Source organism: uncultured Phocaeicola sp., from assembly GCF_948499155.1.
Taxonomy (GTDB): Bacteria; Bacteroidota; Bacteroidia; order Bacteroidales; family Bacteroidaceae; genus Phocaeicola; species Phocaeicola faecalis.
The window spans coordinates 236,040-258,555 of record NZ_CAOOSE010000002.1 but is presented as its reverse complement, the minus strand read 5'-3'; the positions used below and the strand labels follow the sequence as shown (position 1 = coordinate 258,555).

Below are 22,516 nucleotides of genomic sequence, written 5' to 3'. Positions count from 1 at the left end.
TGTTTATAGGGTTGTTTGATTATTTGAGTAGGATTGTGCGTTCCCGGCCCTCGTCCCGTTCCGCTTCGGCGGCCCGGTAGTTCTGTTGTGCCATTTGCTGCATTTCATCGTGCTTGGCAAGCACGGCGTTGGCGAGTGTGTTCAGGGGCAATGCGCCGCTACGGTGGGCATCCACCACATTGTCGGTCAGTTGGATGCTGCACGGCACTTTGTCAATCACCGCAATCAGGCTGTTCCCTTGCAGCACCGGGTTGGCGATGCGTGGATTGAGTGGCTCATCGGCATATACCTTGTAGGGTTGCACAACTTTGTTCCCTTGCCGTCCAAGGGCTTCATGCCCGGCTTTGTTCAACAGGTTCACGCCACCCATGCCTATCAGTACCATCTTCAGCATCGGGTTCCGTACATACATACCGGTCAATATGGAAGCGATGGGCAACAGGTTGTTTTGCGGAAGCAGTGATTTCGACTTGCCGGTAAACAGCCCGAAAAGGATGTCGGGCAGCATGGAAATGACATAGCCCAAGTTTTGGCCGATGTCGTCCAGACCGTCCAGCCCGAAAGTGCCGAACAAGTCGCCCCAGCCGTTTTCATTCCTCTTTCCCTGCGTCTCACCGCTCTCCGTAGGATGCTTGTCCGCCATATTATCTTGTTCCGTAGCCGTTTTTTCCGTTTCCCTTTTCGCAGTTTCGACACGTTCCTTTTCCTCTTCCTCTTGCATCATCGCTAGATATTCTTCTTCCCGTCCAGGTGCCACCACCATGGGCACATCCCCGTGTCCGGGTTTGCGCTCATTGGAAGAAGGCTCGTATGCCGGGAATGGCCACCCATGCGGAACCTGCGCCTCGGCTTCCATAAGTTCCGCCCAAAGCGGTTTTTCGGTCAGTATGCCCATCTTTTGGGCCAACCGCTCGTTGAGCGACAGTATGTAAGGGTTTTCGTAGGATTTTATGACCTTGCCTTGCGCACGGAAGTCGGCGAACACATTATGTTCGCTGCCGAACACGCCACGGCTGATACAATCCTCCACCGTCATGGCCGGAGCATCCTCCGTTCCGTCCATGAATTTCCCCACCGCATAGCTTACCGCTTCCACGCCGCCCAGCTTGATAAGGCTTCCCCACGAGGAAATACCGCCCATCATCACGGTGTCCATGCCGACACCCACCGCTGTACCCCATGCTTTCTCCGCACCGCTTGGCCGGTAGGCGGCTTCGCCACGCCGTTCTATCTCTTGTTGCAGGGGCGACTTCATCATGCCTTGCGCCAATCCCAGCAGGCTGCCTTCCGCACCTTTCCGCAGGATATACTCCACGGATGATTTCGGCATCTGCTCGACCGCCATTCGGTCAATCATCATCTGTTCCACCCGGTAGTCCACGTAGGCAAAGGCGAGGTCTCCACCCAGTTCCTTGGAGAGTTCCTCGTACTGTTCCCTACCGATTTCCGCTACAACGGCATTGCGCCACTCTCCGGCAAGCAGGCTCAGGTCTTCCACGGTTTCCGGGGTGGCGGCTATCCGTTCCCGGCACATTGCCACATAATCCTCTGTTGTCTTGCTGTTCCACTCGCCGGTCTGCCGGAGATACGGCAAGGAGTCGTCCGGCATTCCGTTCGCACCGTTGGCGAGAGAGCGCAGCACGCCGGCAGTACTGGCGTGGTATGCACCGATTTCTTCCACCTGCTTTTGCGTAAGGTAGGTTTGGGCTTCCTTCATCACGGGAGCCAGCTGGCTGTTGAAGTAGTTTTGCAGGCAATATTCGATTTCTGCAAAATGCTGGGTCTGTCGGGGTTTGCTCATGTCAAATTCATTTGTTGCAATAGTTGTTCTTTGGTCTGTTCTATGGCGTGGTGGTACACTTCCATCTGTTTTGGAAAGTATTCTTCCAGCATCGTATCCTTGTCAATCAGGTTTTGGATGAACTTTACCGCCACTTGCCGGCTGATTTCCACGGAGGCTTCGCCTTCTTCTCGGTTATTGAACCATGCCTTCGTCCACCACCGCATTCCGGCCTTGTCGGGATATACCGTCACCAGCCGGGGAATGTCAAAACTCTGCACGTCTATCTCCAAATCGGTAAGCGGGTCCACCATGCCGCAAGTCGCTATGGCTTGGTCGGCCGTTTTTTTTTATCGTTTTCGCTCAGCGTGGAAAGAAAAATCTCGTGGCGCAAAGCGAGGTAGTTCAGGAAGTCGCTGATAAGCAGGTTCTGCACTTTGGCGGCTATCGGCATCGAGCGGTCTCCTATCCCCAACGGGTTGGCGAGCGAGGGTATCATCTCATAGAAATAGTTCTTCACGGCGGACTGTGAGAAGATGTTGCGCAGCGATTGTTCCGTATGCTCCGGCACACGGTAGCCGCCGTTGCCCACTTCCAGTAGGTACTCCGGGTAGAAGCGTAGCATCAGTTCCTCGATTTCCTCCCGGTCATCGTCATACATTGTCGGAATATCCATTTCCATCGTCTCCAGTTCCGGCATACCCGGATGTCCTTGCTGCCGCATTGCCAGCAGGTTGCCGTACAGCATGGCAAGGAACTCCATCGGATTGATTTCCTCCCCGTCATACTTCACTTCGATATGCAGTAGGTCTCCGCTGATACCCACCACGCTGCCGGCCTTTACCCGTGCGCCGAAGGGGGCAAGTGCGTTGGCAAGGTGGGCGTAGGTCACTTCATACTTACCGTAGCGTATCACTTGGTACAGCCCGTGCGTGGGGTTGCTGCCGATACCCGACACCACACCGTCCGCTACGGCGGTAAGGATATAGCGGTGGGTAGCGAAGTCCACACCATGGTGGAAAAACTCCTCCTGTGTCATTGGGTGGATCTGCTTCCCGTAGCCCAGCGTCAGGCTCACTTCTCCTTTACTCTCCTCAAACGGCATACAATAGCCGCTTTTCGATACCAGGTTCATTTCTTGCGTATAGTTCATTGTCTTTTGTTTCAAGCCTGTTGCCAGGCGATGTTTATATGGATGTTATCTTTTAAGAAGCTGAATATGTGTACAATCACTTCCACTGTCCAGCCGTTTCCCAACATACGGTATTGTTGCGTGTCGCTGCATTTCCATTGGTACCATTCCGGTATGGTTTGCAGGCGTGCGCACTCCGTGGGTGTCAGGCGGCGGATGCGTCCGCACGACATACATATTTCTCCAAAGGGGAGCGGATTTTGGGAACAAGTGCCTGTCTTTCCCTTTCTGTCCGGCCTGCATCCGGCCAGACCAGCCCATATCAAGTTGTCTTTCTGCACGCTCGTCAGGCAGTTTGTCTTGCCGTCTGTCCGGGGTTCAAGCTGTTGGATGTTCTTTCGGAGTTCGGCAATGCTGCCGGCTTCGTATGCCTTGCGTATCCGCTTGCCATACTCCGTCCTCCGGGAAGTGAGGCAGGTCTCTCGTCCACGCATGGCCATACAGACATAGTTCGTGGTCAGGTTTCCTTTGGCCTGTGCGGTAGCCGTCAGGCAGTGGCTTTTGTCGTTGTCTCCCAGCACGTTCATGTCGGTATTCCGTTTCTCGCCATGCCTTTTCAGCCAGCCCATCATCTTTTCGCTCAAGTAGTATTTCTTGTCCGCTTCTTCCTCTACGATGTGCCGGAGGAATATCTTCCGGTCTTGAGGTTGCGGAATGTCGGCGTGCAGTTCACCGAACAGCCCGACCTTTTTTGTCCGTATGTTCGTCCAATAGATGCGGGCACGATTCTGTGCCGACACCAGGGCGGAGTTGATATGCACCCCGAATATCCCGATAGCCTCGCTCAGTACACGTTCCCATTTCTTGCCCATTTCCACATTTTCTAATAGGAACAGCACATCAGGATTGTACATGCGAATATCTGTCAGGATACGCATATATTCCCAAAACAGGTATGATTCCCCTTCAAACAGGAAGCCTTCACGCTTCAATTCCAAATAACGCTTCAACGTATAGATTTCCTCCTTGTCTATGGTGGACATCCCTGCTCGTTTCCCGGCAAAGGAAAACGACTGGCAGGGGCTTCCGCCTATCAGCAGGTCTATCGGCTCCAGTTGGCGCACGTCCACTTGTGTGACATCGCCGAGTTGTATCGTGTCCGGAAAATTCAGTTGGGTTTGCCGGATAGCGTGTCGGTCTATTTCGGAGGCGTAATATGTTTCCGTCCGGATGCCAAGTCGTTTCAAGGCAATCTGTCCGCATGACATTCCGTCAAACAAGCTCAAAACCTTCATTCGTCTCCGTTTTATGGTTGAAATATGTGCTGCACTTGAATCCTTTTCTCGGTATGAAGTCCTTGAACTCGCAGCTCAGGAATATCCATCTCTTATCGGCCCAGCCTGCCAGGTCCTTCTGCCATTGGGGAATGCTTTGGTTGGGATTGTGCAAATCCCGGTACGGCTGGCAGTAGGGCAGAAAACGCCTCCCTTTCTGTTTCCAATGGTTCACACGGGAAAATGATTCTTCAAAATCATTGAGCAGGATGCAATAAAAGAAGTATTCCCCCTTGTATCCGTATTTATCTATCAGAGCCGTGGCACGCTCGCATTCCGCTATCTGCGCCTGTGTATCACAACCGAAGCGGATGTGTTTCAGCCATTTCACCTGTGCAAGTAGCTTCGCTGTCTCATCCGTTACCAACCGGGCGTCCAATCCTTGGTTGAAGTCCACACGCAACCCCATCCGGACAATCTTCTCTATCTGCCCCAGTCCGTAGTCCGAGGCCAGTACATTGTTATCCATGAGGATGATACGGTTACGCCCCTCCACCGCAATCTCTTCTATATCCATATAAGGATTGATATTCCCTTCTTTCTGGGGTACTACGCACCACTTGCACCGGTTCGGGCATCCCCGTGTCAGAAAGCCGTAAGCCGTTCTTTTGTCTATTCCATACAGGCTGTAATCCGGTACGGCTCTGTCTATCTCTGGAGGTAGTACCTTTCCTATGTCATAGCCGGTTCCCCCTCGTTCCGCTTCGTCGGCGTTCAGGAAATATGCGTAATCCGGCGTAAAGGTGAATACTTTCGCCAAATATACCTTGTCGTATCGGCTGAGCGGACTGTACCACTCCACACGATTGCCCTGCGCCTTGTGGTAGCTGCTGATTTTCATCAGTGCGAGGTTAGGGTAACGGCTATCTACTGCCAATAATCCGATATTCATTGTGTCTCTTTTGTGTTTGTCTTCAGAAGTAAATTCTTAATTTCTCATTCTTCATTACCTTCTCATTCCTCCCGGCCGTCCCTGTTCTTCACTCACCGCAGGAGTCAACGGTTGTGCCACTTTGGAATTGTTACCAATCAGCATCATGCCCAATAACGCCCCGGCAATCTTTCCAAGCCAACCGAAGCGTCCGAATACCAGCATGGCAGAAGCCAACAGTCCGAAGATGCCCAGTCCCGACACGTTCCCCTTACCGAGATTGCCGAAGAAGTTCCCCAACATATCCATGCCGTTGCCGCCGGTCATGTTCCGCAGAAAAGTACCCACACCACCCCAAGACGCACCCATCGATGACACCGATTGGCTTACCTCTTGCAGGCTTTCCCCGGCTTTGTCTGCCGCATCCGCTATTTTATTTGTAGCGTTCCCTGCCATTTCCAGTCCCTTGTCAACGGCTTCTTCCCCGACCAGCAGGTCTGCCGCCGCACGGACTACCGGTTTGTCATTCACAAGTTTCTCCCAAGCGAGATATCCCATGCCACCACCCATTACCGCTGTTTTGGTGGCATTTCCCAATCCTGCAAGTGTGCGTTGGGGATGCACAAGTGCTCCTCCGATACTGCGTGCCGTAGTTTGTGTTGCCGAGTGGTTGGCTACTTTTTTGCCTATACCTAAGATTGTTGACCATTTTCCCATTGTCGTGTTGATTGTGTTTATATGATTCCTTTGATTGTTTTGTTATCGGTTTCCGCTCCGTTTCCATCGCCGCATGGCAGCCTGCACGATTCCAGCCTTGTCCGTTGGCCTGGGTCGGCTCCCTTCGTCAATCTCCGCCCATACGTCAACAAACGAGGTATATTTCACGGCGAGTGCCAGATGCTTCAGCTTCTTGTTCATCCGTTTCAGCTTGGGGCGTATGGCGAATACAATCTCCATGCGTTGCTTCTCCGTCATTTTCGTGTTGTTCATACACACCTGCCGGATGTCGTTCACGATTTCCACGCTTCCCAATATCAAGTCACGGTAAATTTGGTTCCTCCGGGGTGTCAGTGCCACGGCAAAAGCCCCTTCAGCGTGTTGCCTAAGTTGCTTCGACAAGTCTCCCATGTTGTCCGACAGCCGTCCTATCTCGTGGTAGAAGCCATAGATTTGTGCCGCATAGCACACGATATCCCGGAACGAATCAAGATAGTTGTTGAATGTCCGTTGCAAATCGGTCGTGCCTTCCACTTCTTCCCGCATCCAGAGATGTCCGGTTGTCTGCATCAGCATCGCCTTTTCTTGGCTTTTTAGCTCTTTCTCCGCCTTGTTGGTGTAGCCTAATATCATCCCGGCCAGTGTCGGGTCAATCTGTGCCTCCACTTTCGCCGTCCCTGCCAATAGCAGCAGGATAAATCCGATGTAATATCCAAGCCATTTCTTCATGTGCTCTTTCTTCTTACGTTAATACCTCGCCGCTCTTGCCGCCCGTTTCCACCGGTCTAAGGCAAGGTGCGCTATCTCGCTGTTGTCCCGGTCAATCATTCCGGAGGTGATGTTGTTCCACACGTCCATCATCGTATAGTAGCGGATGCTCAGACATAGTTTGTTCAGTTTCTTGTTGAATGCGCCTAATTTATCGGCCAACGCCCACATCGTTTCACTCCGTTCCGCACCGGTCAGCATATTCTGCGGCCCTCCGGTGGCTACGGCATTCCGCAGCAGCGTATAGACCGTCACCAGTTCCGTGGCGGTCTCGATATACAGGTTGTTCATCGACAACGTGGCGATGACGCCCAGCGGATTATTGCTTACAGCCTTGCGTAGCCTGCCCAGTGAAATGAAGATGCGCACGCCGTCCTCATACAACGTGGTGGCGGCTTTCAGCGAGGAAGCATACCCGCTGGCCGTTTGCAGGTAGCTGCTGTATTTCCGTTCCCATTCATGGATTTTATTGAACTCGGCGGCAATGGTGTTCTGCAAGGCAGCCGTGCGCAGTTGCCCGTCCGTCTGGCTCTCTATCTCTCCATTGATAGCCTCATTTCCTTCGGCAAGTGCCATCCACTCCAGCGGATTAGTCTGCACATATTGTGCCACTGCACGCTGTACCCACAGAATGCTCATAAGCAGCAGGAGGCTAACGGTTTGTAATCTCATAAATACCCTTTCGTTGTTTATTGGTTTCCACTCGTTCACGGATATGATCGACAAGATTCGTCCGGTATTCCACGCCGCGTATATCCAGTTTGGGGGTCATGCGGTCTCCCGAATACACGCTCACAGTTTTCAGCCCGGTCGGTTGTTGCAGGAAGCTGCGGTGTTCCCTGAAGTCCACTACACGGTACAGTTCCATGTAGTCGCAGCTTCGGCTGAACACGCCATGCCGGTAGATTATCTGTTCGCTGCTGATAAGGTATTCGGTACGGCGCAGGTAGATGAACCGGTACAGCAGGTAAAGGCTGCACAGCACGGAAGCCCCTGACAAGATACCGCTACCGGCAAGGTTCTCTATCCAGGCACAGCCGTATCCGGCAAGGCAAAGCAGGAGCAGGGGCAGTTCATCAATGGCAAATTGCATGGAATGCGGTCGGATGACAAGGGTTCCGTAGTGGGCGGTCTGCATAGGCTTCATGGGGATTATCGGTGAAAACGGGGTTGGTATTCTTCTCTCATGCCCGAAAGTGAGTTGGTTATATCCGTTTCCAACCGGGCAAGTTCTTCCTGTATCTCATACATCTCTTGGAAACCTTTGTCCGGCATTCCCCTGTCATTGACTTCAAAAGATTGCACGACTTTCTCTGCCCGTTCAATCCGTTTGCGTACGGCTTCATGGTCTGCTTCATCATACAGGCCGGTACGGATATGTCCGGGATTGACTTCGGGCAAATCGGACAAGGCGCGGTTCAGGGTAGCCCTGCCACTGATTTCCCAATCATCAAGTTCCTTTTCTTCCGTTTCCATCCGTTTGTCAAGCAATTGGTCGTTCCAGTCCTTGTAACCTTCAGCCGCCGGCTCATAGATGATGCTTCCCATCACAGGTGTGCCGGACCGGGATAGCATTTGTAGAGCTTTGGAGATAGCGTGCAGGTCGTTTTCCATTTCCTCCAGTTCCTCCTTGTTTGTCGCACCGTCAGTACGGCTGGTTTCATAATTGTCCCTACGGTTCATATACATCTCCTGCAAATATCCGTCACCCATTTTCATGTATTTGAGAACCGCATCTTCCAAATCGGGTTTCAAGGTATCTATGCCCAGGCTCGCTGTCACTTTCTTGAAGTCAAACGGTTCCATTGCTATTTCATGGCGTTGATAACCCCCACTGCAATCTTGCACGATTAAATTCCCGGCTTTCGACAGGTAACCGGAGAACTCCCTTCCGGCATGGGTCAGCGCAAAATTGATAGCGAATACCTGTCCGGAACGGTCACGGTCAAAACAAAGGTGGTGTGTGGCAGTCGGTGTCTCTGCCATCATCCCCTTGAATTGTTGCTGGCTCGGCGACCCTCCGGTGGAGACAAACACCGAATCTTCCATATTCAGTGTACTTGCGTTCAACTGGCAGAAAGCCATCGCATCGAGCGCACTCTCAAACCAATACACGTTTCTCACTTCAGGTAAAGCCAAGTGTCCCGGATTACCTATCCATATTCCTTGCGTGGCGTTACTTCCGGCGGCCATGCCCTTATACACCATTTTTCCCTCCCGGTTCGGGCGGCTTCGTTCCTCCAATCCGGCTTTTTCATCCGGCTTGTTCGGCAGGGTTAAGGGAAACGAGAGGTTGGTATATCGCTTCCCGTCCGTCCGCAGCTTGGTGGTCAGGAAGATATTGTCGGCAAACAGCCGTTGGGTGGCAAGGTCGATGCCACGGTTCTTGAAGTAAGGATAGAATTTCTTCTGGCTCTCCCAGTTGCCCAAGTCAAAGCTCTGCCATTCGTAATCATTGGCGTTGAAGGGTTTGTTTTGCTTCTCCGGATTCAAGACACGGGCATTCCGTTCCGTGACAGGTTGGTTCAGCAGGCGGTTGCACACAAGGTTCACCAGCCTGTCCTTCGACATCCCCGGCGTATATTCCGCAAAGAAATGCGGATGCTCCTTGATAAAGGAGATGATGTTGTAGTTCCGCTGTTCGGGCGGTTGGAAGCAGCACATGCCGTTCCGGGTGACAATGAATTTGTCACCACGAATACGGCGGCCGTTGCTGTCCAGGCGAACGTAAGAGGGGTAGCGGATACCGTCCTTCCGGTTCAAATGATACCCGGCATCCTGCAACACCTCTTGGATGTTGATGCGTTGTTTGAAATCTTCATAGGTCAGTTCCGACATAATATAAAGGTGTGTTTGTGTTGTGTTCTCTTTATGGGTTTACATTCCGTGGCGCATCTCGTGGCGGATATGCTCATTCGCCGCCGCCTCAAAGTTTCGTGTGGCCACATCCATAGGCGTATCCACTCCCGGTTTGAAGTAGGGGTGTAGCGCAGGCCCGTGGTGGTGATGTTCGGCGAATATCACCGGTCTTGAATGGCAGTGGTGGTCATGCCCCAGTTCCGCAGCCACGGCTGCGCCGGCAAGCAGGGCGGCACCGATTTTCGTTCCCAACGGGGTCCGGTCTCTCGACTTCATATCCACCTCGCCGAACACTTTGGAGAACAGCTTCAGGCGGTGGTAGTCGTCAATAGCCATAAACTTGTCGTATTGCTTCTGCGTAATCTCGTGGCTCACCCGTTCGCCGTCGATAATGGCGGTCATCTTGTATGTTCCCTCTTGTCCGGACGGCTCCACACGGATGTCATCCACTGTCACCTCCCTGCCATGCTTTCCTTCCCGGTACCAGCCTTTGTCGGGACGGATTGCCGCAAGGTCGTTGCCGTTCATTGCCACGCCGCCCCTCGGCAATCCCTCTCGCAGCTCCCGTTCCGCTTCCACCGGCATACCGCCGGCAATCCTTTCCGCCTGTTGTTGCCCCACGGCCAACCGGCTGTTCAAATCTTCCAGCACCTCCGGGTGCAAGGACAGGTTCACAGTCTCCCTGCCATTCAGCATTTCCAACGTCACTTTGCCGTCATAATCGTCTTGGATTACCCCGTTGATGATTTCCAGCCGTTTTTCCGCCGTAGCTTCTTCCAATGTGTTGGCGGTCAGTGCGGCAAGTTCCTCCTCTGTCAGGTCATATTGCAGGTCCGCATCCACCGCAGCCGACTGCACGGTCAGCGTTCGTGTCTCGCTATCCACGATAATACCGTGGCTTGCCAGGCATTCCTGCCATCTCTCGTTGGTGAAATACACCGGCGAGGCTACCAGTTCCTTGTAGGGCTTGGCAGACTCGGTGCTTCTCTGTCGGGGGTGTATGGGCGTCACCACGCTCTGCAATTCTTTCAGCACATCCCTCTCCGCTACCGGGGCGGTGGCGTGTCCTTTGTAATAGAAGCCGTAGCCGCCCGATTGTAGTTCCCCCGGTTTCATGCGTCCGTCAGGGCGGTTTGGCACGATAGGCGCACCGGGATAGTAGAGGTCTCCGCCGATGCGCCGCAGGTGGAAGCCCCCTTGTTGCCGGGGTGTCCAGCCGAGAAAGCCGTGGCAGATCGGATGGAAAGGACGCATGGGCATTCCCACACGCCCATACTCTCCGGCACCGGTACGGTAGCCGTGCAGTCCCATGGCGACCCGTCCGTTGGCGTTCCGGGCATGTACGAAGTCTTTCGGCAGGTCGAAGTCGGCGGCCACGATGCTCGCAAAGGTATTGTAACACCGTTTGTTGGCGGAGTTCGTGCCCCAGTCGGTCAGCGCACGCAGTTGCTTCTCGCCGATAGGATAGGTCAGCAAGGGCGAATCATGCCCCTGCACAATCAAGGCAAACCCTTCGCTGCTTCCGGCAAGGTAGCCACGCATACCGTTACGCAGCAACAGGTCTTGCATTTCCGGCGGTAAATCCAACGGCCGGGGATTGGTATTCTTTCGGATAGACATATTGTATTCTCTTATTTAATGGTTCAATCAAGCGTCTCCGTTCGCTATCGCTTCCTCCAGTTCCTCTTGCTTCATTTGCAGGAACTTCCAGGCGGTTCCGTCATTCATCGGCAGTTCACGCAGGCGGCAATACCGCTCATACTCCTGTTTCCATGCCTTGGAGTGGTGGGTCACATACCCCAGCCATCCGAACACGCCGCTCTGCACCTTCTCCACAAGCGTTTCTTCCGGATAGAATCTTTCCGTTTCCAATTTTTCATTCATCATTCTTAATTCTTCATTTTCAATTTGCCTGCCCCGTTCTTCTTCATTTCCTCCCACATCTCTTCACTGTACTCCTTTTCCTCCACATAGTCCAGGTTGCCCTGTTCGTCCATCACCCAACAGCCGAAGCACCCGAAGTTGTATTTTTTCAACCCCTTCTTGTTCTGTTCACGCCATTGGCGTTCATCCCCGATACCGATGCGGATGCCGGTAGGGTCATGCAGGTCGATACCGAGTGTCAGCATACTGCCTTCGTCAACCAGTGTCAAAGGCTCACCGTTCTGCAGACAGTTCAGTTCGGCGTTGCTCAGTTCAAAATAATCGCAGAAGTATTGCAGGTTACGGCCGATGACGGGTGTCGGCACGGAAAGAATCTGTCCGGTGCCTTCGTCTATTTGGTGGAAGGCTTGCACCTGTCTGCCGTCCGCATCGGTCATGGTAGCCATCACCGCTTTCCCGGCTTCCAGCTTTTGGCAGTTTGCCTCGCTGAACTGTTCCAATCGACTTTGGGCAAGCACCGGATAAAACAGGATGTCCGCTTCCCTTGTTTCGGTTCTGACCAATGCGAAGCGTGTGCGCCCTTGTATGATATTCCCTCCTTCATCCGTGATATGGATAGGCAGCACTGGTGAACGGTAGCCGTCACATACCTGTTGCAACACCGATTGCGGCAAGTCGCCAATCATTTCACGGGTCAGTCCGAATTTTTTGAGGATGCCGTAAGGTATTTCTTCCTCTTTGAATTTGTGTTGATAGTTCATAATCCTTTGGGTATAAGTTCACTTTTGGGGGCAAAATAAATTCATCGTCTGCACCTGTATTGGGCGGAAACGATAAATCGTTCCGTTTTTGAAGTTATTTATGGAAACACGGAAAAATCAGACTGTCAATCATACTCCAAACGGAAAATTCAACCCATTCTGGCGTGTGTTGGTTGCGAGTATGATTCCCAGGTATGATGGCTTATACAAGGTTAAAATTCAGTGCTTTTCCTCCTTTATATATAAAGTAGTCGAAGTTCTCTCCCTACCTTTGTCCGTATGAAAGCGATTCTTATATTATCCATGCTGTCGGTGTGTCTGTCCGCTAAAGCGCAGTTCCACACCGTAGCCAGGCGGCAACCGGTCTGTCGCATAGACACAAAAAAAGGCCTTCCTCCTGTAGAAAAGGTTTCCAATCCAAATAAGGAGTCTGTTTCTACGGCAGGGAAATTCCCTGCCAATGAGTATGGCGAGTGGGTACGGCGATACATGAGCGTCTCCTATCCGTTGAAGCGTATTACTGTCACTTCGCCTTATGGTCTCCGTATCGACCCTTTCAGCAAGAAGCGCAGTCGGCACAACGGGATCGACCTGCGTGCCAAAGGTGAAGAAGCTTACGCCATGTTGTCGGGCGTGGTGGTCAAGGTGGGGTACGACAGGCGTTCGGGTAACTTCGTCACCCTCCGTCACGGCGGTTACACCGTCAGCTATTGCCACCTTTCCCAAGTGCTGGTTCGTCGGGGGGCTTCCGTCATGCCCGGCGAGGTGATTGCCATTACCGGCAACACGGGGCGCAGTACCGGTCCCCATATGCACCTTACCTGCAAATTCCAAAACCGTTACATCAATCCCGGTATTCTCTTGCAGTTTGTCCGGGAGACAAAAGAGGAAGCTGTCGCCCGTTTAGGTATTTTCTGACAGCGTTTTTCTTGCGAATTTTCTCTGTGATTATTTGATTATATAGATATTGTTTTGTAACTTTACATACTGATTTTAAAACACTTAAAACATGAATATATGGACGCTCTGATAATACTTTTGGTAGGTTATGTAATACTCAAAAGCATATTTTCCGGTGGGGATGACTACGATAAAAAGCCCAAACACCGCAAAAGAAGAAAGAAATCATCCTTTTGGGATGATACCCCTACGTATTCCGATTACGACACGTGGAACCGATCGCATGGGGATAAGAACAGGCTTTAAAATAGTTAAAAATGAATTGATTTGTCCGAAACTCTTGGATATTCCAAAAGAAAGTCGTACATTTGCATTGCTAGAATCCGCCACGCTTCCCGTAGAACAGCGTACCAGGGCGGAACTTTTTTTATATATACGTTTATGGATTATACAAATTCCCCTCTTGAAGTTCCTGCTTTAATCCAAACATTAAAAGATAGGGGACTGTCAATTACTGACGACAACAAGGCGTTGGCATTTCTTGAAAATGTCAGCTATTTCCGTTTCAGGACATATCTTCGTCCTATGGAGCAAGATACGGTTATGCACCAATACAAGTCCGGAGCCTCATTTGGCAAGGCTGTGTCACTATATCTGTTCGATACACGGCTAAGAATGCTTATTTTCTCTGCAATACAACAAATAGAAGTGTCCTTGCGTGCCAAGATTATCAATCATTTCTCGTTAAGCCATGGCGCATTTTGGTTTATCCAGCCGGAATTGGCCACAGACAAGCATAAGTTTACAGAGAACTTAAGTACGCTGGAGAGAGAACTCCAACGCTCCAAAGACGAGTTTATCAAGGAGCATTGTGTTAAATACGGCAAAGAAGGTTATCCTCCGGCATGGAAAATATTGGAATTGGTTTCATTCGGTTGCTTGACTAAGCTCTATTTCAATTTCGCCGATACGACTATCAAAAAGAAAATCGCCCGTTCGTATGGCGTACCACAGCATGAAATGCTTGAAAGTTGGATGAAGGCGGTCAATGCGTTAAGAAATGCTTGCGCCCATCATGAACGTATTTGGAACAGGGTGATGCCTGTCATACCACAGTTACCCGCCACCTTGCGAAATACCTGGATAACGGACAAACCGCAAATGGCCAATCGTTTCTATGCTGTATTTTGCTGCCTTATCTATTGGCTTAATGCAATTGAACCTGAAAATACACTGGTGCAAGATTTCAAGTCCCTGTTACAGGAGTTCCCGAATGTAGATACCACAGCAATGGGCTTTACCACAAATTGGAAAGAAGACCCATTTTGGTTATAGTATATATCCAAAAGACATACACATCTAAAAACAGCCGAATTCTTATCTAAGAGTTTGGCTGTTTTTTTTATAATCTATTGGAAACAATATACTACTTCCAACCATCTTGAATTAAAATTCGTTATTTCCTTAATCAACTTTCACACATTATAATATTTTGTGTATCTTTGCAGTAAGTTGGTGTGTAATATCACCATTCTTATGTAGAATGAGTTTATCTCATTCAGTTCGTGTTCGTGTGGACTTGTAAAGAGAAAACTGGTAATTTTCAAGAAAGACAAGGATATACGAAGCGAGTGTGTCGTATTTGTTTAAATACGGCACAGGTCGCTCGTTTTGTCTTTCGGGTATACCAGTGCCTCTCTTTACAAAATGAGCGGACTCTGTGCCTTTCAATATATTAGATATGGTAAAGGGTTTGCTTAAAGAAATTAAATAAACAATTTACCCTATCGTTATGGCAGAGACAGATTGGTTTAATAAACCTGTAGAGAATTCAAGAGAATTGATTCTGAAGGAAGCTTTTAAGCTATTCCTTCAGAGGAATGTGGAAAAAGTGACAGTTCCTGAGTTGGAACGTGTTACTAAGTTGCAGCGTGGAGCAATTTTTTATCATTTTAAAGATAAGGAAACAATATTTAAGGAAGTAATAGCTAAGTATTTTTTTTCTCCTTTAAATATATTCTTTCCTGTTATACCTGACGAGGCTTATTCTTTACAAGAATATTGGAATAAAAAGAATGAGCATTTAGTGAAGATACAATCTTGGTTCGACCAAGAAGAAATTCTAATCAATCCTTGTAGTGCTTTCTTTCACATTGCAGGACAAGCTAATCTGTATGTTTTAGATTTTAAAGAAAGAATGTTAGCATTTATTGCATGTGATAAGAAGTACTGGAAACTAGCAGCACAAATGGATAAAAAAGTTCAAAATTCTAAAATGGATTCTTTGGTATGCGGTTTTTTATTTCGAAGTATTTATGTAGAACAATATCATACGACTTGTTATTACGAAAGACTGCATACTTTTGAATACCCTTATTTTCTTGAATCTATATTTGCAATTAAAAATTAGAGCCGTTTTTTTGCAGTAATTGATGAGGGGTGTCAAAACCAAAATGAATACTCCCCAAAGTTACAGATTGTAACAACAAATACTAAAAAGGGTCGTATCAGACTCTGTATTGAGTAATGCTATGACCCTTTCTTTAGCCTTTTAGGATGCTCAAATTTCAAATTATAAGTTCATCTTTTCAAAATGGAGTTTTGACCCTCATCAATGACATTATACTTGTTTTATTGTATTTGGTAAAGTTTTTAGCCACAAAATGTATACTTGTATTAGAACATTTAATATCGTTTCTTTTTTGATTATGATTTTCTCTAAAATTTCTTCTTTATTGAGAGAATGAACACACCTCAACTTATAGAATGATTATCTCACGAATCGTGGAACGTTGTATTTATCAAATAATTTAATCATCAATTCAAATAACATATCCATATCTTTTTGTGTGTGGTTTGCCATTATGCTTATTCGAAATCTTGTCAAATTGGCTGGTACGACTGGTGGAAAAATAGAGTTTAAGACAAATCCGTTATCAAAAGCATCTTTGGCCATTTGAGTCAAAATGGCTTGATCACCTACGACCAAAGGAATAATTGGCGTTTCAGTATTCAATATATTAAATCCTCCATCTCTAAATTTATGTTGTAGATACTTTGCATTTTGTTTGAGTCGTTCTACTATATTTGTATTTTGCATTACTTTTATTACCTCAATAGCAGCAGCACATACGCTGGGAGGCAATGAGGTTGAGAACATATTGCTTCTTGCATATATTCGCAAATAGTCTATAATGTCTTGTGAGGCTGTTATATACCCACCCACTGTTCCAATTGCTTTGCTCAGTGTTCCAGTTAGAATAATATTTTTTCTATCAGTAATTCCGTAATGCGATAATGTTCCAGCCCCATTATCACCTATCACTCCTGTTGCATGTGCTTCATCAATAAGTAAAACTGCATTATATTTCCTTATAGTCTCCAAGATTAATGGAAGTTTTGCGATATCACCATCCATACTAAATACACCATCTGTAACAACCAGAATGCCTTCGGGATATTTAGGACTGTTGTCTTTTAATAAACTTTCTAAATGACTTATATCACCATGTTTATACCTAATCATTTTTGCACCAGACATGACTGTGCCATCAAGTAGACTAGCATGATTAAGCTTATCATGTATGATGAGGTTATTCGCTCGTATTAATCCGGAAATAACTCCTAAATTGGCTGTATAACCGGAAGAAAACAGAATAGAATCATCCATACCTGACATTTTAGCAATAAGATGTTCTAATTCTTGCTGATACATAAATGTACCTGATAATAACGGAACTCCACCAGATCCTATACCTAATTCCTTCGTCACTTCAATAGCCTTTTGAATAGCTTCAGGAAAGATAGTAGCACCTAAATAGCTATTTGAGCCGAACATGATAGTTTGTACTTTTTGTTGAGTGTATCTATTATAGATTGTAACTTCTCTATTGCAAGCCGTTAATTGTGGATGCTTTTTATATACATTCAACTCGCTTTGTTCATGCAAAGTCATTTCATTCTTAAAGTCAAGGACTTTCCCTAAAATAGAACCATCTTTACTGGTCTTATTTTTTGTTATGTTTATAACGTACCTCATAATGTTATGTATTATACAGTATAGACTGTGCAAATATAAGTCTTTTTTCTTTATGACATGTTTTTTTTTATTAATTTCCTGAAAAGAGAGACAAATATATTTGTATTCGACAAATATTCAATACCTTTGTAAACAGAACATACTGATAAACTTAAAATGTTATGAGAAATGGAAAATCTACAAAGGATAAGCTTTTAATTGAAGCTTTCAAGTTATTTACGTCAAAACCATATGATCGAGTTACATTCGCAGACTTAGAACAAGCTACAGGATTGAGTCGCGGAGCAATTTTATATCATATCAAAACAAAAGAAAATTTATTTTTAAATGTAGTCAAAAAATTTATATTTGAAGTCAATAGTATCTCTTCTATGCCTAAAACTCCCCAGTCTAGTCTTATACTTACATTGACTCATTTTATAGAATCTTGTCAAAAGGAAAAAAAAGAAATGGCAGCTTCCGGAATTTTTAATGTGAACACTGCAATGATGAACATTACAATTTCTGCATTTTTTGCATTACCTAAAATGAGGGAATATGCATTCAATTGGCTTTCTCAGGAGAAAGTGGTTTGGATGAATATTTTAGAAAAAGCAAAAGAGCTAAAAGAGATTAGAAGTGATATAAATGTAGAACTTTTTGCAAGTATATTTGAGAATGTATTTTTAGGATCTTATCTAAGTGGCATTGTTTATACTGATGGATATAAAATAGAACAGTTGGAAAGGGAGGTTATGCAAATTTATCAATTAATCAAAGCATAGTTACAAAAAGCTCCTTTATTCCCTGAATTGCTTCTACACAAATAGAAGTTATTACATTTGGAAACTAGTTGACTATGCAAAGCACAAAATATAGTAATTGGTACAACTACGATATATCAAGCGTAATAAAACAATAGCAACTGTAACTATTGGTTCATAGTGACAGTTGCTATTGTTATATATAAGGTATAACTCAGTAAAAATAAAATCGTCATAGCAACCAACAATAATATTGATTTATTTTTATTAGGGTATTTTATCATTATAAGAGTAAATAGTCATCACAAACCGTCATGTGCTTATTATCCAATATATAAATTTTATCACTCATTTTTGCTATTTCTGGTTTATGGGTTATCATTATTATTATCATGTCTTTTTTTAGCCTAAAAAGTAATTGGATCACCTCAAGCTCACACTCTTTATCCATACTTGCTGTTGGTTCATCTAATACTAAAATTGGAGCACTTTGATACAAGGCTCTTGCAATCCCAATCAGCTGCTTTTGACCTCCCGAAAGGTTGTTCCCATTCTCATCGACCATATTATGCAATTTCAAATCTTCAATTTTGAAAAACCAATCCAATTGCATTGTCTTACAAAATAACTCTACATTTTCCAACGAATCAGAAAACATAGATATATTATCCGCAATTGTTCCAATAAACAATTTGGTTTGTTGTGAAACGACCTTTATTTGTCTTCTCCATTTATGCAAATCAAATTTATTAATATCTGCATTATTAAATGTTATAATACCCTCACTTGGTGCATAAAAACGTTGAATCAGTTGAATTATCGTTGTTTTCCCACTACCGATCCGACCAAATATAGATAAAAGCTCACCTGTCCTGACTGTTAAATTTATTTTTTCAAGTAAAATTTCTCGTCCCGGATACTTAAACGTAACATTTTCTAATGCAAGCATGTTACAAGAAGTTATTGTTATATCTATATGTTTACTATTGTCTTCAAGAGGATGCTGAATTATAAGAAGAGAACGATTATAAGCGGCTTTTGCCTCTTGCACACTTACCATATATGAAACTACTTTTATGGATGCTTGAAGAATTTGAGCCAAAATAGTAATAATTGCAAATAAAACTCCAATTTCAATTTTTCCGATAACCACAAAGTACGAGCTTAGCAAAACAACGGTAATTGAAAATACACATACAATTAAGTTAGTGTATAAATTATATTGAGAATTAAGTATTTGGAGATCCGTTCTTTTTAGTTGAGCAGACTTGTATGATTCAAGTAGCCTTTTATGAAACAGTTTTTCTTTTACATTACTTTTTATCGCAAAATATCCGGAAAGTATATCTATTGAATATGCTTCAAATTTGGCATATTTTGCCATTGTTTGCTTTTGCTTCTTTCCTATTTTAGAACTATAATAATATGACAACCAAATAAGCGAAGGTATGCTTAATAGTGCAATTACTCCTATATTTAGTTCATAATAGAATAAAATGGATATAGATACAAACAAAATGATTATTTGCATAAAAACTGAATTTATAAGCAATACTATTGAATTCTGAATTCGCTCAGTATCGCTCAACCTTGATACTATTTCCCCAGTATTTAGTGACTTGTGAAAAGTTATGGGTAAATGAAAGACCCTAAATAAAAGATTTCGCAATATCCTTACATTGAATAATAGGTTTTGCTTAATAATAACTCTTTCATTTATATATGATATTATGGCTATAATTACGAGTATTAAGGCATAAAGCATGATACCATAAAAAATGAGCATCATATTTTTTTGAGGAATAATATCGTCTGCCAATTTTTGAATAAAGATGGCTGGAACTAAGCTAAAAATTGATGCAAATATACTTAAGATTAATGTAACTAGTAGGAGTGGTATATCTCGACTTATAATATCAAAAATATATTGATAATTGTTGCTTTTTTTGTCTCTGTTATTCTTAGATGTGCTTTTTTTACTATCAAATAACAATAAAAGTTTTGACTTCCATATTGAGTCTAAATAATATTCGTCGCAATGAAATAACCCACTTGCCGGATCACCAATTAAAAATTGATTAGTTATATTATTATACCCAAAGCAGGTTACAAAATGGGTAAAACCATCTTTGTTAACCGTATGTAATATCGAAATTGTGTCACAATTCTTTAATTCATCAATACTGCATCTATAACCATCTGCTGTTAAATTGAGTTTTTCTGCTGACTCTTTTATGCCCAAAAGGGTTGTGCCTGTATGTACAGTTCCACTGTTTCTCAATATTTCCGCTTCATTGACATTAATATTAAAGTATTTACATACAGAAATAAGACAAGCTATCCCGCATAAATTAATTGATTTTTGTTGCGTAAATACTTTCTTCGCTTGATCGATATTTAATATCATTACATATTACTTTTTAGTTGTTTTAAAAAATCAATATTTATACCAGTACATCTACTTTCTTCTATTCCATTTTTAGAGAAAACTAAAATGGTCGGAAATACAGATACATTGTACTTTTCAATAAGTTCAAAATTACTGTCGGATATGAATATCAATGAAGAGGTTTTATCTTTAGATATAATTTCATTTTTATAATTTATTAATTTATGTCTATCTTCAAATGATATTAGAACGAGGTTGTATTTACGTGAAAATATATCTAAGTTATCTTTTATATAAAGAATTTCTTTGGCACATAAATCGCATTCTGTGTTAAAAAATATACACATAATACTTTTCGTGACCTGCATAGATAATTGAATATTCCGGTTTTCTATATCCATATGGATAGAATTCATATCAAATGAATGAGAAGCGTTGTAACTATGCTTTCTTATTGAAATTGTAAAGAGTGACATGGTGGACGCCACTATAAATATTACTGTTGCAATACAATATTTTTTTCTATTCATAATTTGCAAAAATAAAAGAGATATACCATCAATTGGCTTTACTATTTTATTAATTCTTAAAGATTAAATAAAAAGCAGCCAATGAAGATATATCTCTTATTTACCTACTGGTTAGTTGCACTGCCAATCGGCTGCAGGGTTCCAGGCTCCATAGGATTTTACCCAAAATGTGTAATAGACTTGACGGCATCTACAACCGCCTTCCCAACGTTCGCATTCTGTTTTTGATCCAAACATTTTACCCCCAAATGCACGGGACAAAACTTTGTTGCTTACTTTTTTCATAAAAAACTAATTTAATAAGTTAATAATAATTGTTATATAATAAAACCAATAAAGGTTGTTATTATTCCAAGAAAACACAAACCAATACCGTATGATATTCCGGTCTTATATAAACTTGTTTTAAAGTTGATTTTTATTGATTTTGCTATGATTATTGATAGTACAAAATAAAAAAGAAACTCTACAATACTAATCCTGCCTAAAATGCCATAAGCCCAATCTGGCCAATTAAAGCGAGTGAACAAGCGACCTAATGATTGAACAAAATACACATCATCGACAGTGTTGTAATTATAAGTTACGACACCCAATATTTTCAAGAGAGTCAATAACAAATAGTTGAACGAAAATACTATTGATGCCTGCAAGGAATATTTAAAAGCCTTATTGAAGGCTAATCTAATTCCCATAATATTAAAGCCCAAGAATATGCATATTGTTGTAAACAAAGCAATTCCAATAACGTGTATTGGCATCCATAAATAATTTAGAAAATCTAAAGATCTTTCTGATGAAAGAAATTTGAGAAACTCCTCTTCATTCCCATATCTTTTATATACTGATAATCGATAGAAGTCATCTACGAATATATATTTCAACTCTAAATACAATGAATATATGTATATCAATGTATTTATTACAAATAGAAACCAATTATCAAATATTAAGTTTCCCAGTATGGTAATTTTATTTTTCATATTTCGTTTATTTATAGTACAAAAATAGAAAAAACATCAATAAACAGTATAGACTGTAAGTTAAATATTCAAAATATATTTTTTATATTTCTTGCTACGCATGAAGTTTTGCTATGGTGCAAATTTTCTATAGTGCAATAATACCTTAAAAATAGAATTCTCTGAAGTTGTCAAAAGACCACAACTATTCCAAGTCCCATAAACCACTCCCACTTTTTGTGAATAGAATTATATTGATAATTACTTTGCGTTCCTATTTTTAAGTGGCGATTAATATCATATGAAAAACCTGCTCCAAACTCGTAAGGAAAAAAGGAGATAGGATGGGGCAGTACTTTTTTCTCACTTAATTCTTTGATCCCATAAACATTGAAATGAATTCTCTTCGCAAGTGGTATTGACATATTGGAATATTGGGAAATATTTATAATTTGATTATTCATGAAAAACAAATTATCATTCATTCTTTTATTGTAAGTTTGTAAAAAATGATTAGTCAATATATCATCGTCAATTGGGGATAACCAATGGTATGTCAATGATTGTTTAAAATTTAGATATTTTTTCCACTCATCATTATCTTCTATTTGAGGATGTTCTAAAAGCGATTTTTCAAATTCTATTTTGATTTTTTTATTTATATATATTGGCATTTCTCCATTTAGCATTTTAGATAGTTTTATAGAGTCCTCCTTACCCCAATGTTCTTGGGCGTAGATTGGCTTCAATACAAAAGTGCCATTTATCATAAACAGACATATCATCATTCTTAGTATTTGCATAACTAATTGTTATTATATAAAATGCTTATTCGAGTAATCTAATA

At 43.8% G+C, this 22,516-nt stretch carries 21 protein-coding genes; 4 read left to right on the top strand and 17 right to left on the bottom strand.

Annotation, left to right across the window (positions count from 1 at the left end; genetic code table 11):
- Positions 1-19: 19 nt before the first annotated feature.
- Genes QYT14_RS03015 through QYT14_RS02955 form a run of 13 tightly spaced genes read right to left on the bottom strand, consistent with a single transcriptional unit; the run spans position 20 to position 12,106 of the window.
- On the bottom strand, positions 20-1,801 hold the full coding sequence (locus QYT14_RS03015; protein WP_004319447.1) for a hypothetical protein: 1,782 nt from the start codon (positions 1,799-1,801) through the stop codon (positions 20-22).
- Complete coding sequence (locus QYT14_RS03010; protein WP_004319445.1) at positions 1,798-2,094, bottom strand: hypothetical protein; 297 nt, start codon at positions 2,092-2,094, stop codon at positions 1,798-1,800. Before QYT14_RS03010 ends, QYT14_RS03015 begins: the two co-directional genes overlap by 4 nt.
- 11 nt (positions 2,095-2,105) lie before the next feature.
- Positions 2,106-2,933, bottom strand: a complete 828-nt coding sequence (locus QYT14_RS03005; protein WP_004319442.1) for a M23 family metallopeptidase — start codon at positions 2,931-2,933, stop codon at positions 2,106-2,108.
- Positions 2,934-2,944: 11 nt separating this feature from the next.
- Complete coding sequence (gene dcm / locus QYT14_RS03000) at positions 2,945-4,207, bottom strand: DNA (cytosine-5-)-methyltransferase (protein WP_004319440.1); 1,263 nt, start codon at positions 4,205-4,207, stop codon at positions 2,945-2,947.
- A complete protein-coding gene (locus QYT14_RS02995; RefSeq protein WP_004319438.1) occupies positions 4,185-5,138 on the bottom strand; it encodes a radical SAM protein in 954 nt (317 codons plus the stop codon). Before QYT14_RS02995 ends, dcm begins: the two co-directional genes overlap by 23 nt.
- A gap of 54 nt (positions 5,139-5,192) precedes the next feature.
- Positions 5,193-5,834, bottom strand: coding sequence for a hypothetical protein (locus tag QYT14_RS02990; RefSeq protein ID WP_004319436.1), 642 nt, complete (start codon positions 5,832-5,834; stop codon positions 5,193-5,195).
- Positions 5,835-5,876: 42 nt separating this feature from the next.
- Positions 5,877-6,563 carry a hypothetical protein gene (locus QYT14_RS02985; protein ID WP_004319434.1) on the bottom strand — a complete coding sequence of 229 codons (687 nt, stop codon included), beginning with the start codon at positions 6,561-6,563 and terminating at the stop codon, positions 5,877-5,879.
- Positions 6,564-6,581: 18 nt separating this feature from the next.
- Positions 6,582-7,274 (bottom strand): hypothetical protein, encoded by a 693-nt coding sequence (locus tag QYT14_RS02980; RefSeq protein ID WP_004319432.1) that lies wholly within the window; start codon positions 7,272-7,274, stop codon positions 6,582-6,584.
- Positions 7,255-7,740, bottom strand: coding sequence for a PH domain-containing protein (locus QYT14_RS02975; RefSeq protein WP_288324334.1), 486 nt, complete (start codon positions 7,738-7,740; stop codon positions 7,255-7,257). The genes QYT14_RS02980 and QYT14_RS02975 overlap by 20 nt, the downstream gene beginning before the upstream one ends.
- Positions 7,741-7,754: 14 nt before the next feature.
- Positions 7,755-9,440, bottom strand: coding sequence for a toprim domain-containing protein (locus QYT14_RS02970; RefSeq protein ID WP_004319429.1), 1,686 nt, complete (start codon positions 9,438-9,440; stop codon positions 7,755-7,757).
- Between the two features lie 39 nt (positions 9,441-9,479).
- On the bottom strand, positions 9,480-11,081 hold the full coding sequence (locus QYT14_RS02965) for a hypothetical protein (RefSeq protein WP_005680951.1): 1,602 nt from the start codon (positions 11,079-11,081) through the stop codon (positions 9,480-9,482).
- Between the two features lie 27 nt (positions 11,082-11,108).
- Positions 11,109-11,345, bottom strand: coding sequence for a hypothetical protein (locus tag QYT14_RS02960; protein ID WP_004319425.1), 237 nt, complete (start codon positions 11,343-11,345; stop codon positions 11,109-11,111).
- A gap of 5 nt (positions 11,346-11,350) precedes the next feature.
- Positions 11,351-12,106, bottom strand: coding sequence for a DUF4099 domain-containing protein (locus QYT14_RS02955; RefSeq protein WP_004319423.1), 756 nt, complete (start codon positions 12,104-12,106; stop codon positions 11,351-11,353).
- 279 nt (positions 12,107-12,385) lie between these two features.
- Between QYT14_RS02955 and QYT14_RS02950 the strand changes: the two genes are divergently transcribed.
- The 3 genes from QYT14_RS02950 (at position 12,386) to QYT14_RS02940 (ending at position 15,416) form a co-directional block, all read left to right on the top strand.
- Positions 12,386-13,024 (top strand): M23 family metallopeptidase, encoded by a 639-nt coding sequence (locus QYT14_RS02950; RefSeq protein ID WP_004319421.1) that lies wholly within the window; start codon positions 12,386-12,388, stop codon positions 13,022-13,024.
- Between the two features lie 423 nt (positions 13,025-13,447).
- Positions 13,448-14,341: an Abi family protein gene (locus QYT14_RS02945; RefSeq protein ID WP_225982618.1), complete on the top strand. Its 894-nt coding sequence runs from the start codon at positions 13,448-13,450 to the stop codon at positions 14,339-14,341.
- A gap of 457 nt (positions 14,342-14,798) precedes the next feature.
- On the top strand, positions 14,799-15,416 hold the full coding sequence (locus QYT14_RS02940) for a TetR/AcrR family transcriptional regulator (RefSeq protein ID WP_004319412.1): 618 nt from the start codon (positions 14,799-14,801) through the stop codon (positions 15,414-15,416).
- A gap of 360 nt (positions 15,417-15,776) precedes the next feature.
- On the opposite strand, the gene QYT14_RS02935 is transcribed toward QYT14_RS02940, so the two are convergent.
- Positions 15,777-17,045, bottom strand: coding sequence for a pyridoxal phosphate-dependent aminotransferase family protein (locus QYT14_RS02935; protein WP_004319410.1), 1,269 nt, complete (start codon positions 17,043-17,045; stop codon positions 15,777-15,779).
- 161 nt (positions 17,046-17,206) lie between these two features.
- Between QYT14_RS02935 and QYT14_RS02930 the strand changes: the two genes are divergently transcribed.
- A complete protein-coding gene (locus QYT14_RS02930; RefSeq protein ID WP_057249665.1) occupies positions 17,207-17,809 on the top strand; it encodes a TetR/AcrR family transcriptional regulator in 603 nt (200 codons plus the stop codon).
- 262 nt (positions 17,810-18,071) lie between these two features.
- Here QYT14_RS02930 and QYT14_RS02925 read toward each other — a convergent pair whose 3' ends face one another.
- The 3 genes from QYT14_RS02925 to QYT14_RS02915 form a co-directional block, all read right to left on the bottom strand.
- Positions 18,072-20,195 (bottom strand): ABC transporter transmembrane domain-containing protein, encoded by a 2,124-nt coding sequence (locus QYT14_RS02925; protein ID WP_004319406.1) that lies wholly within the window; start codon positions 20,193-20,195, stop codon positions 18,072-18,074.
- 829 nt (positions 20,196-21,024) lie between these two features.
- A complete protein-coding gene (locus tag QYT14_RS02920) occupies positions 21,025-21,690 on the bottom strand; it encodes a hypothetical protein (protein WP_004319400.1) in 666 nt (221 codons plus the stop codon).
- Between the two features lie 170 nt (positions 21,691-21,860).
- Positions 21,861-22,472 carry a hypothetical protein gene (locus QYT14_RS02915; protein ID WP_004319396.1) on the bottom strand — a complete coding sequence of 204 codons (612 nt, stop codon included), beginning with the start codon at positions 22,470-22,472 and terminating at the stop codon, positions 21,861-21,863.
- Positions 22,473-22,516: the final 44 nt, after the last annotated feature.

What these genes read in the sequence shown, in the direction of transcription:
- QYT14_RS03015 (WP_004319447.1), bottom strand. Translation starts at nt 1,801, where the DNA reads ATGAGCAAACCCCGACAGACCCAGCATTTTGCAGAAATCGAATATTGC.
- QYT14_RS03010 (WP_004319445.1), bottom strand. Translation starts at nt 2,094, where the DNA reads ATGGTGGACCCGCTTACCGATTTGGAGATAGACGTGCAGAGTTTTGAC.
- QYT14_RS03005 (WP_004319442.1), bottom strand. Translation starts at nt 2,933, where the DNA reads ATGAACTATACGCAAGAAATGAACCTGGTATCGAAAAGCGGCTATTGT.
- dcm (WP_004319440.1), bottom strand. Translation starts at nt 4,207, where the DNA reads ATGAAGGTTTTGAGCTTGTTTGACGGAATGTCATGCGGACAGATTGCC.
- QYT14_RS02995 (WP_004319438.1), bottom strand. Translation starts at nt 5,138, where the DNA reads ATGAATATCGGATTATTGGCAGTAGATAGCCGTTACCCTAACCTCGCA.
- QYT14_RS02990 (WP_004319436.1), bottom strand. Translation starts at nt 5,834, where the DNA reads ATGGGAAAATGGTCAACAATCTTAGGTATAGGCAAAAAAGTAGCCAAC.
- QYT14_RS02985 (WP_004319434.1), bottom strand. Translation starts at nt 6,563, where the DNA reads ATGAAGAAATGGCTTGGATATTACATCGGATTTATCCTGCTGCTATTG.
- QYT14_RS02980 (WP_004319432.1), bottom strand. Translation starts at nt 7,274, where the DNA reads ATGAGATTACAAACCGTTAGCCTCCTGCTGCTTATGAGCATTCTGTGG.
- QYT14_RS02975 (WP_288324334.1), bottom strand. Translation starts at nt 7,740, where the DNA reads ATGCAGACCGCCCACTACGGAACCCTTGTCATCCGACCGCATTCCATG.
- QYT14_RS02970 (WP_004319429.1), bottom strand. Translation starts at nt 9,440, where the DNA reads ATGTCGGAACTGACCTATGAAGATTTCAAACAACGCATCAACATCCAA.
- QYT14_RS02965 (WP_005680951.1), bottom strand. Translation starts at nt 11,081, where the DNA reads ATGTCTATCCGAAAGAATACCAATCCCCGGCCGTTGGATTTACCGCCG.
- QYT14_RS02960 (WP_004319425.1), bottom strand. Translation starts at nt 11,345, where the DNA reads ATGAATGAAAAATTGGAAACGGAAAGATTCTATCCGGAAGAAACGCTT.
- QYT14_RS02955 (WP_004319423.1), bottom strand. Translation starts at nt 12,106, where the DNA reads ATGAACTATCAACACAAATTCAAAGAGGAAGAAATACCTTACGGCATC.
- QYT14_RS02950 (WP_004319421.1), top strand. Translation starts at nt 12,386, where the DNA reads ATGAAAGCGATTCTTATATTATCCATGCTGTCGGTGTGTCTGTCCGCT.
- QYT14_RS02945 (WP_225982618.1), top strand. Translation starts at nt 13,448, where the DNA reads ATGGATTATACAAATTCCCCTCTTGAAGTTCCTGCTTTAATCCAAACA.
- QYT14_RS02940 (WP_004319412.1), top strand. Translation starts at nt 14,799, where the DNA reads ATGGCAGAGACAGATTGGTTTAATAAACCTGTAGAGAATTCAAGAGAA.
- QYT14_RS02935 (WP_004319410.1), bottom strand. Translation starts at nt 17,045, where the DNA reads ATGAGGTACGTTATAAACATAACAAAAAATAAGACCAGTAAAGATGGT.
- QYT14_RS02930 (WP_057249665.1), top strand. Translation starts at nt 17,207, where the DNA reads ATGAGAAATGGAAAATCTACAAAGGATAAGCTTTTAATTGAAGCTTTC.
- QYT14_RS02925 (WP_004319406.1), bottom strand. Translation starts at nt 20,195, where the DNA reads ATGATATTAAATATCGATCAAGCGAAGAAAGTATTTACGCAACAAAAA.
- QYT14_RS02920 (WP_004319400.1), bottom strand. Translation starts at nt 21,690, where the DNA reads ATGAAAAATAAAATTACCATACTGGGAAACTTAATATTTGATAATTGG.
- QYT14_RS02915 (WP_004319396.1), bottom strand. Translation starts at nt 22,472, where the DNA reads ATGCAAATACTAAGAATGATGATATGTCTGTTTATGATAAATGGCACT.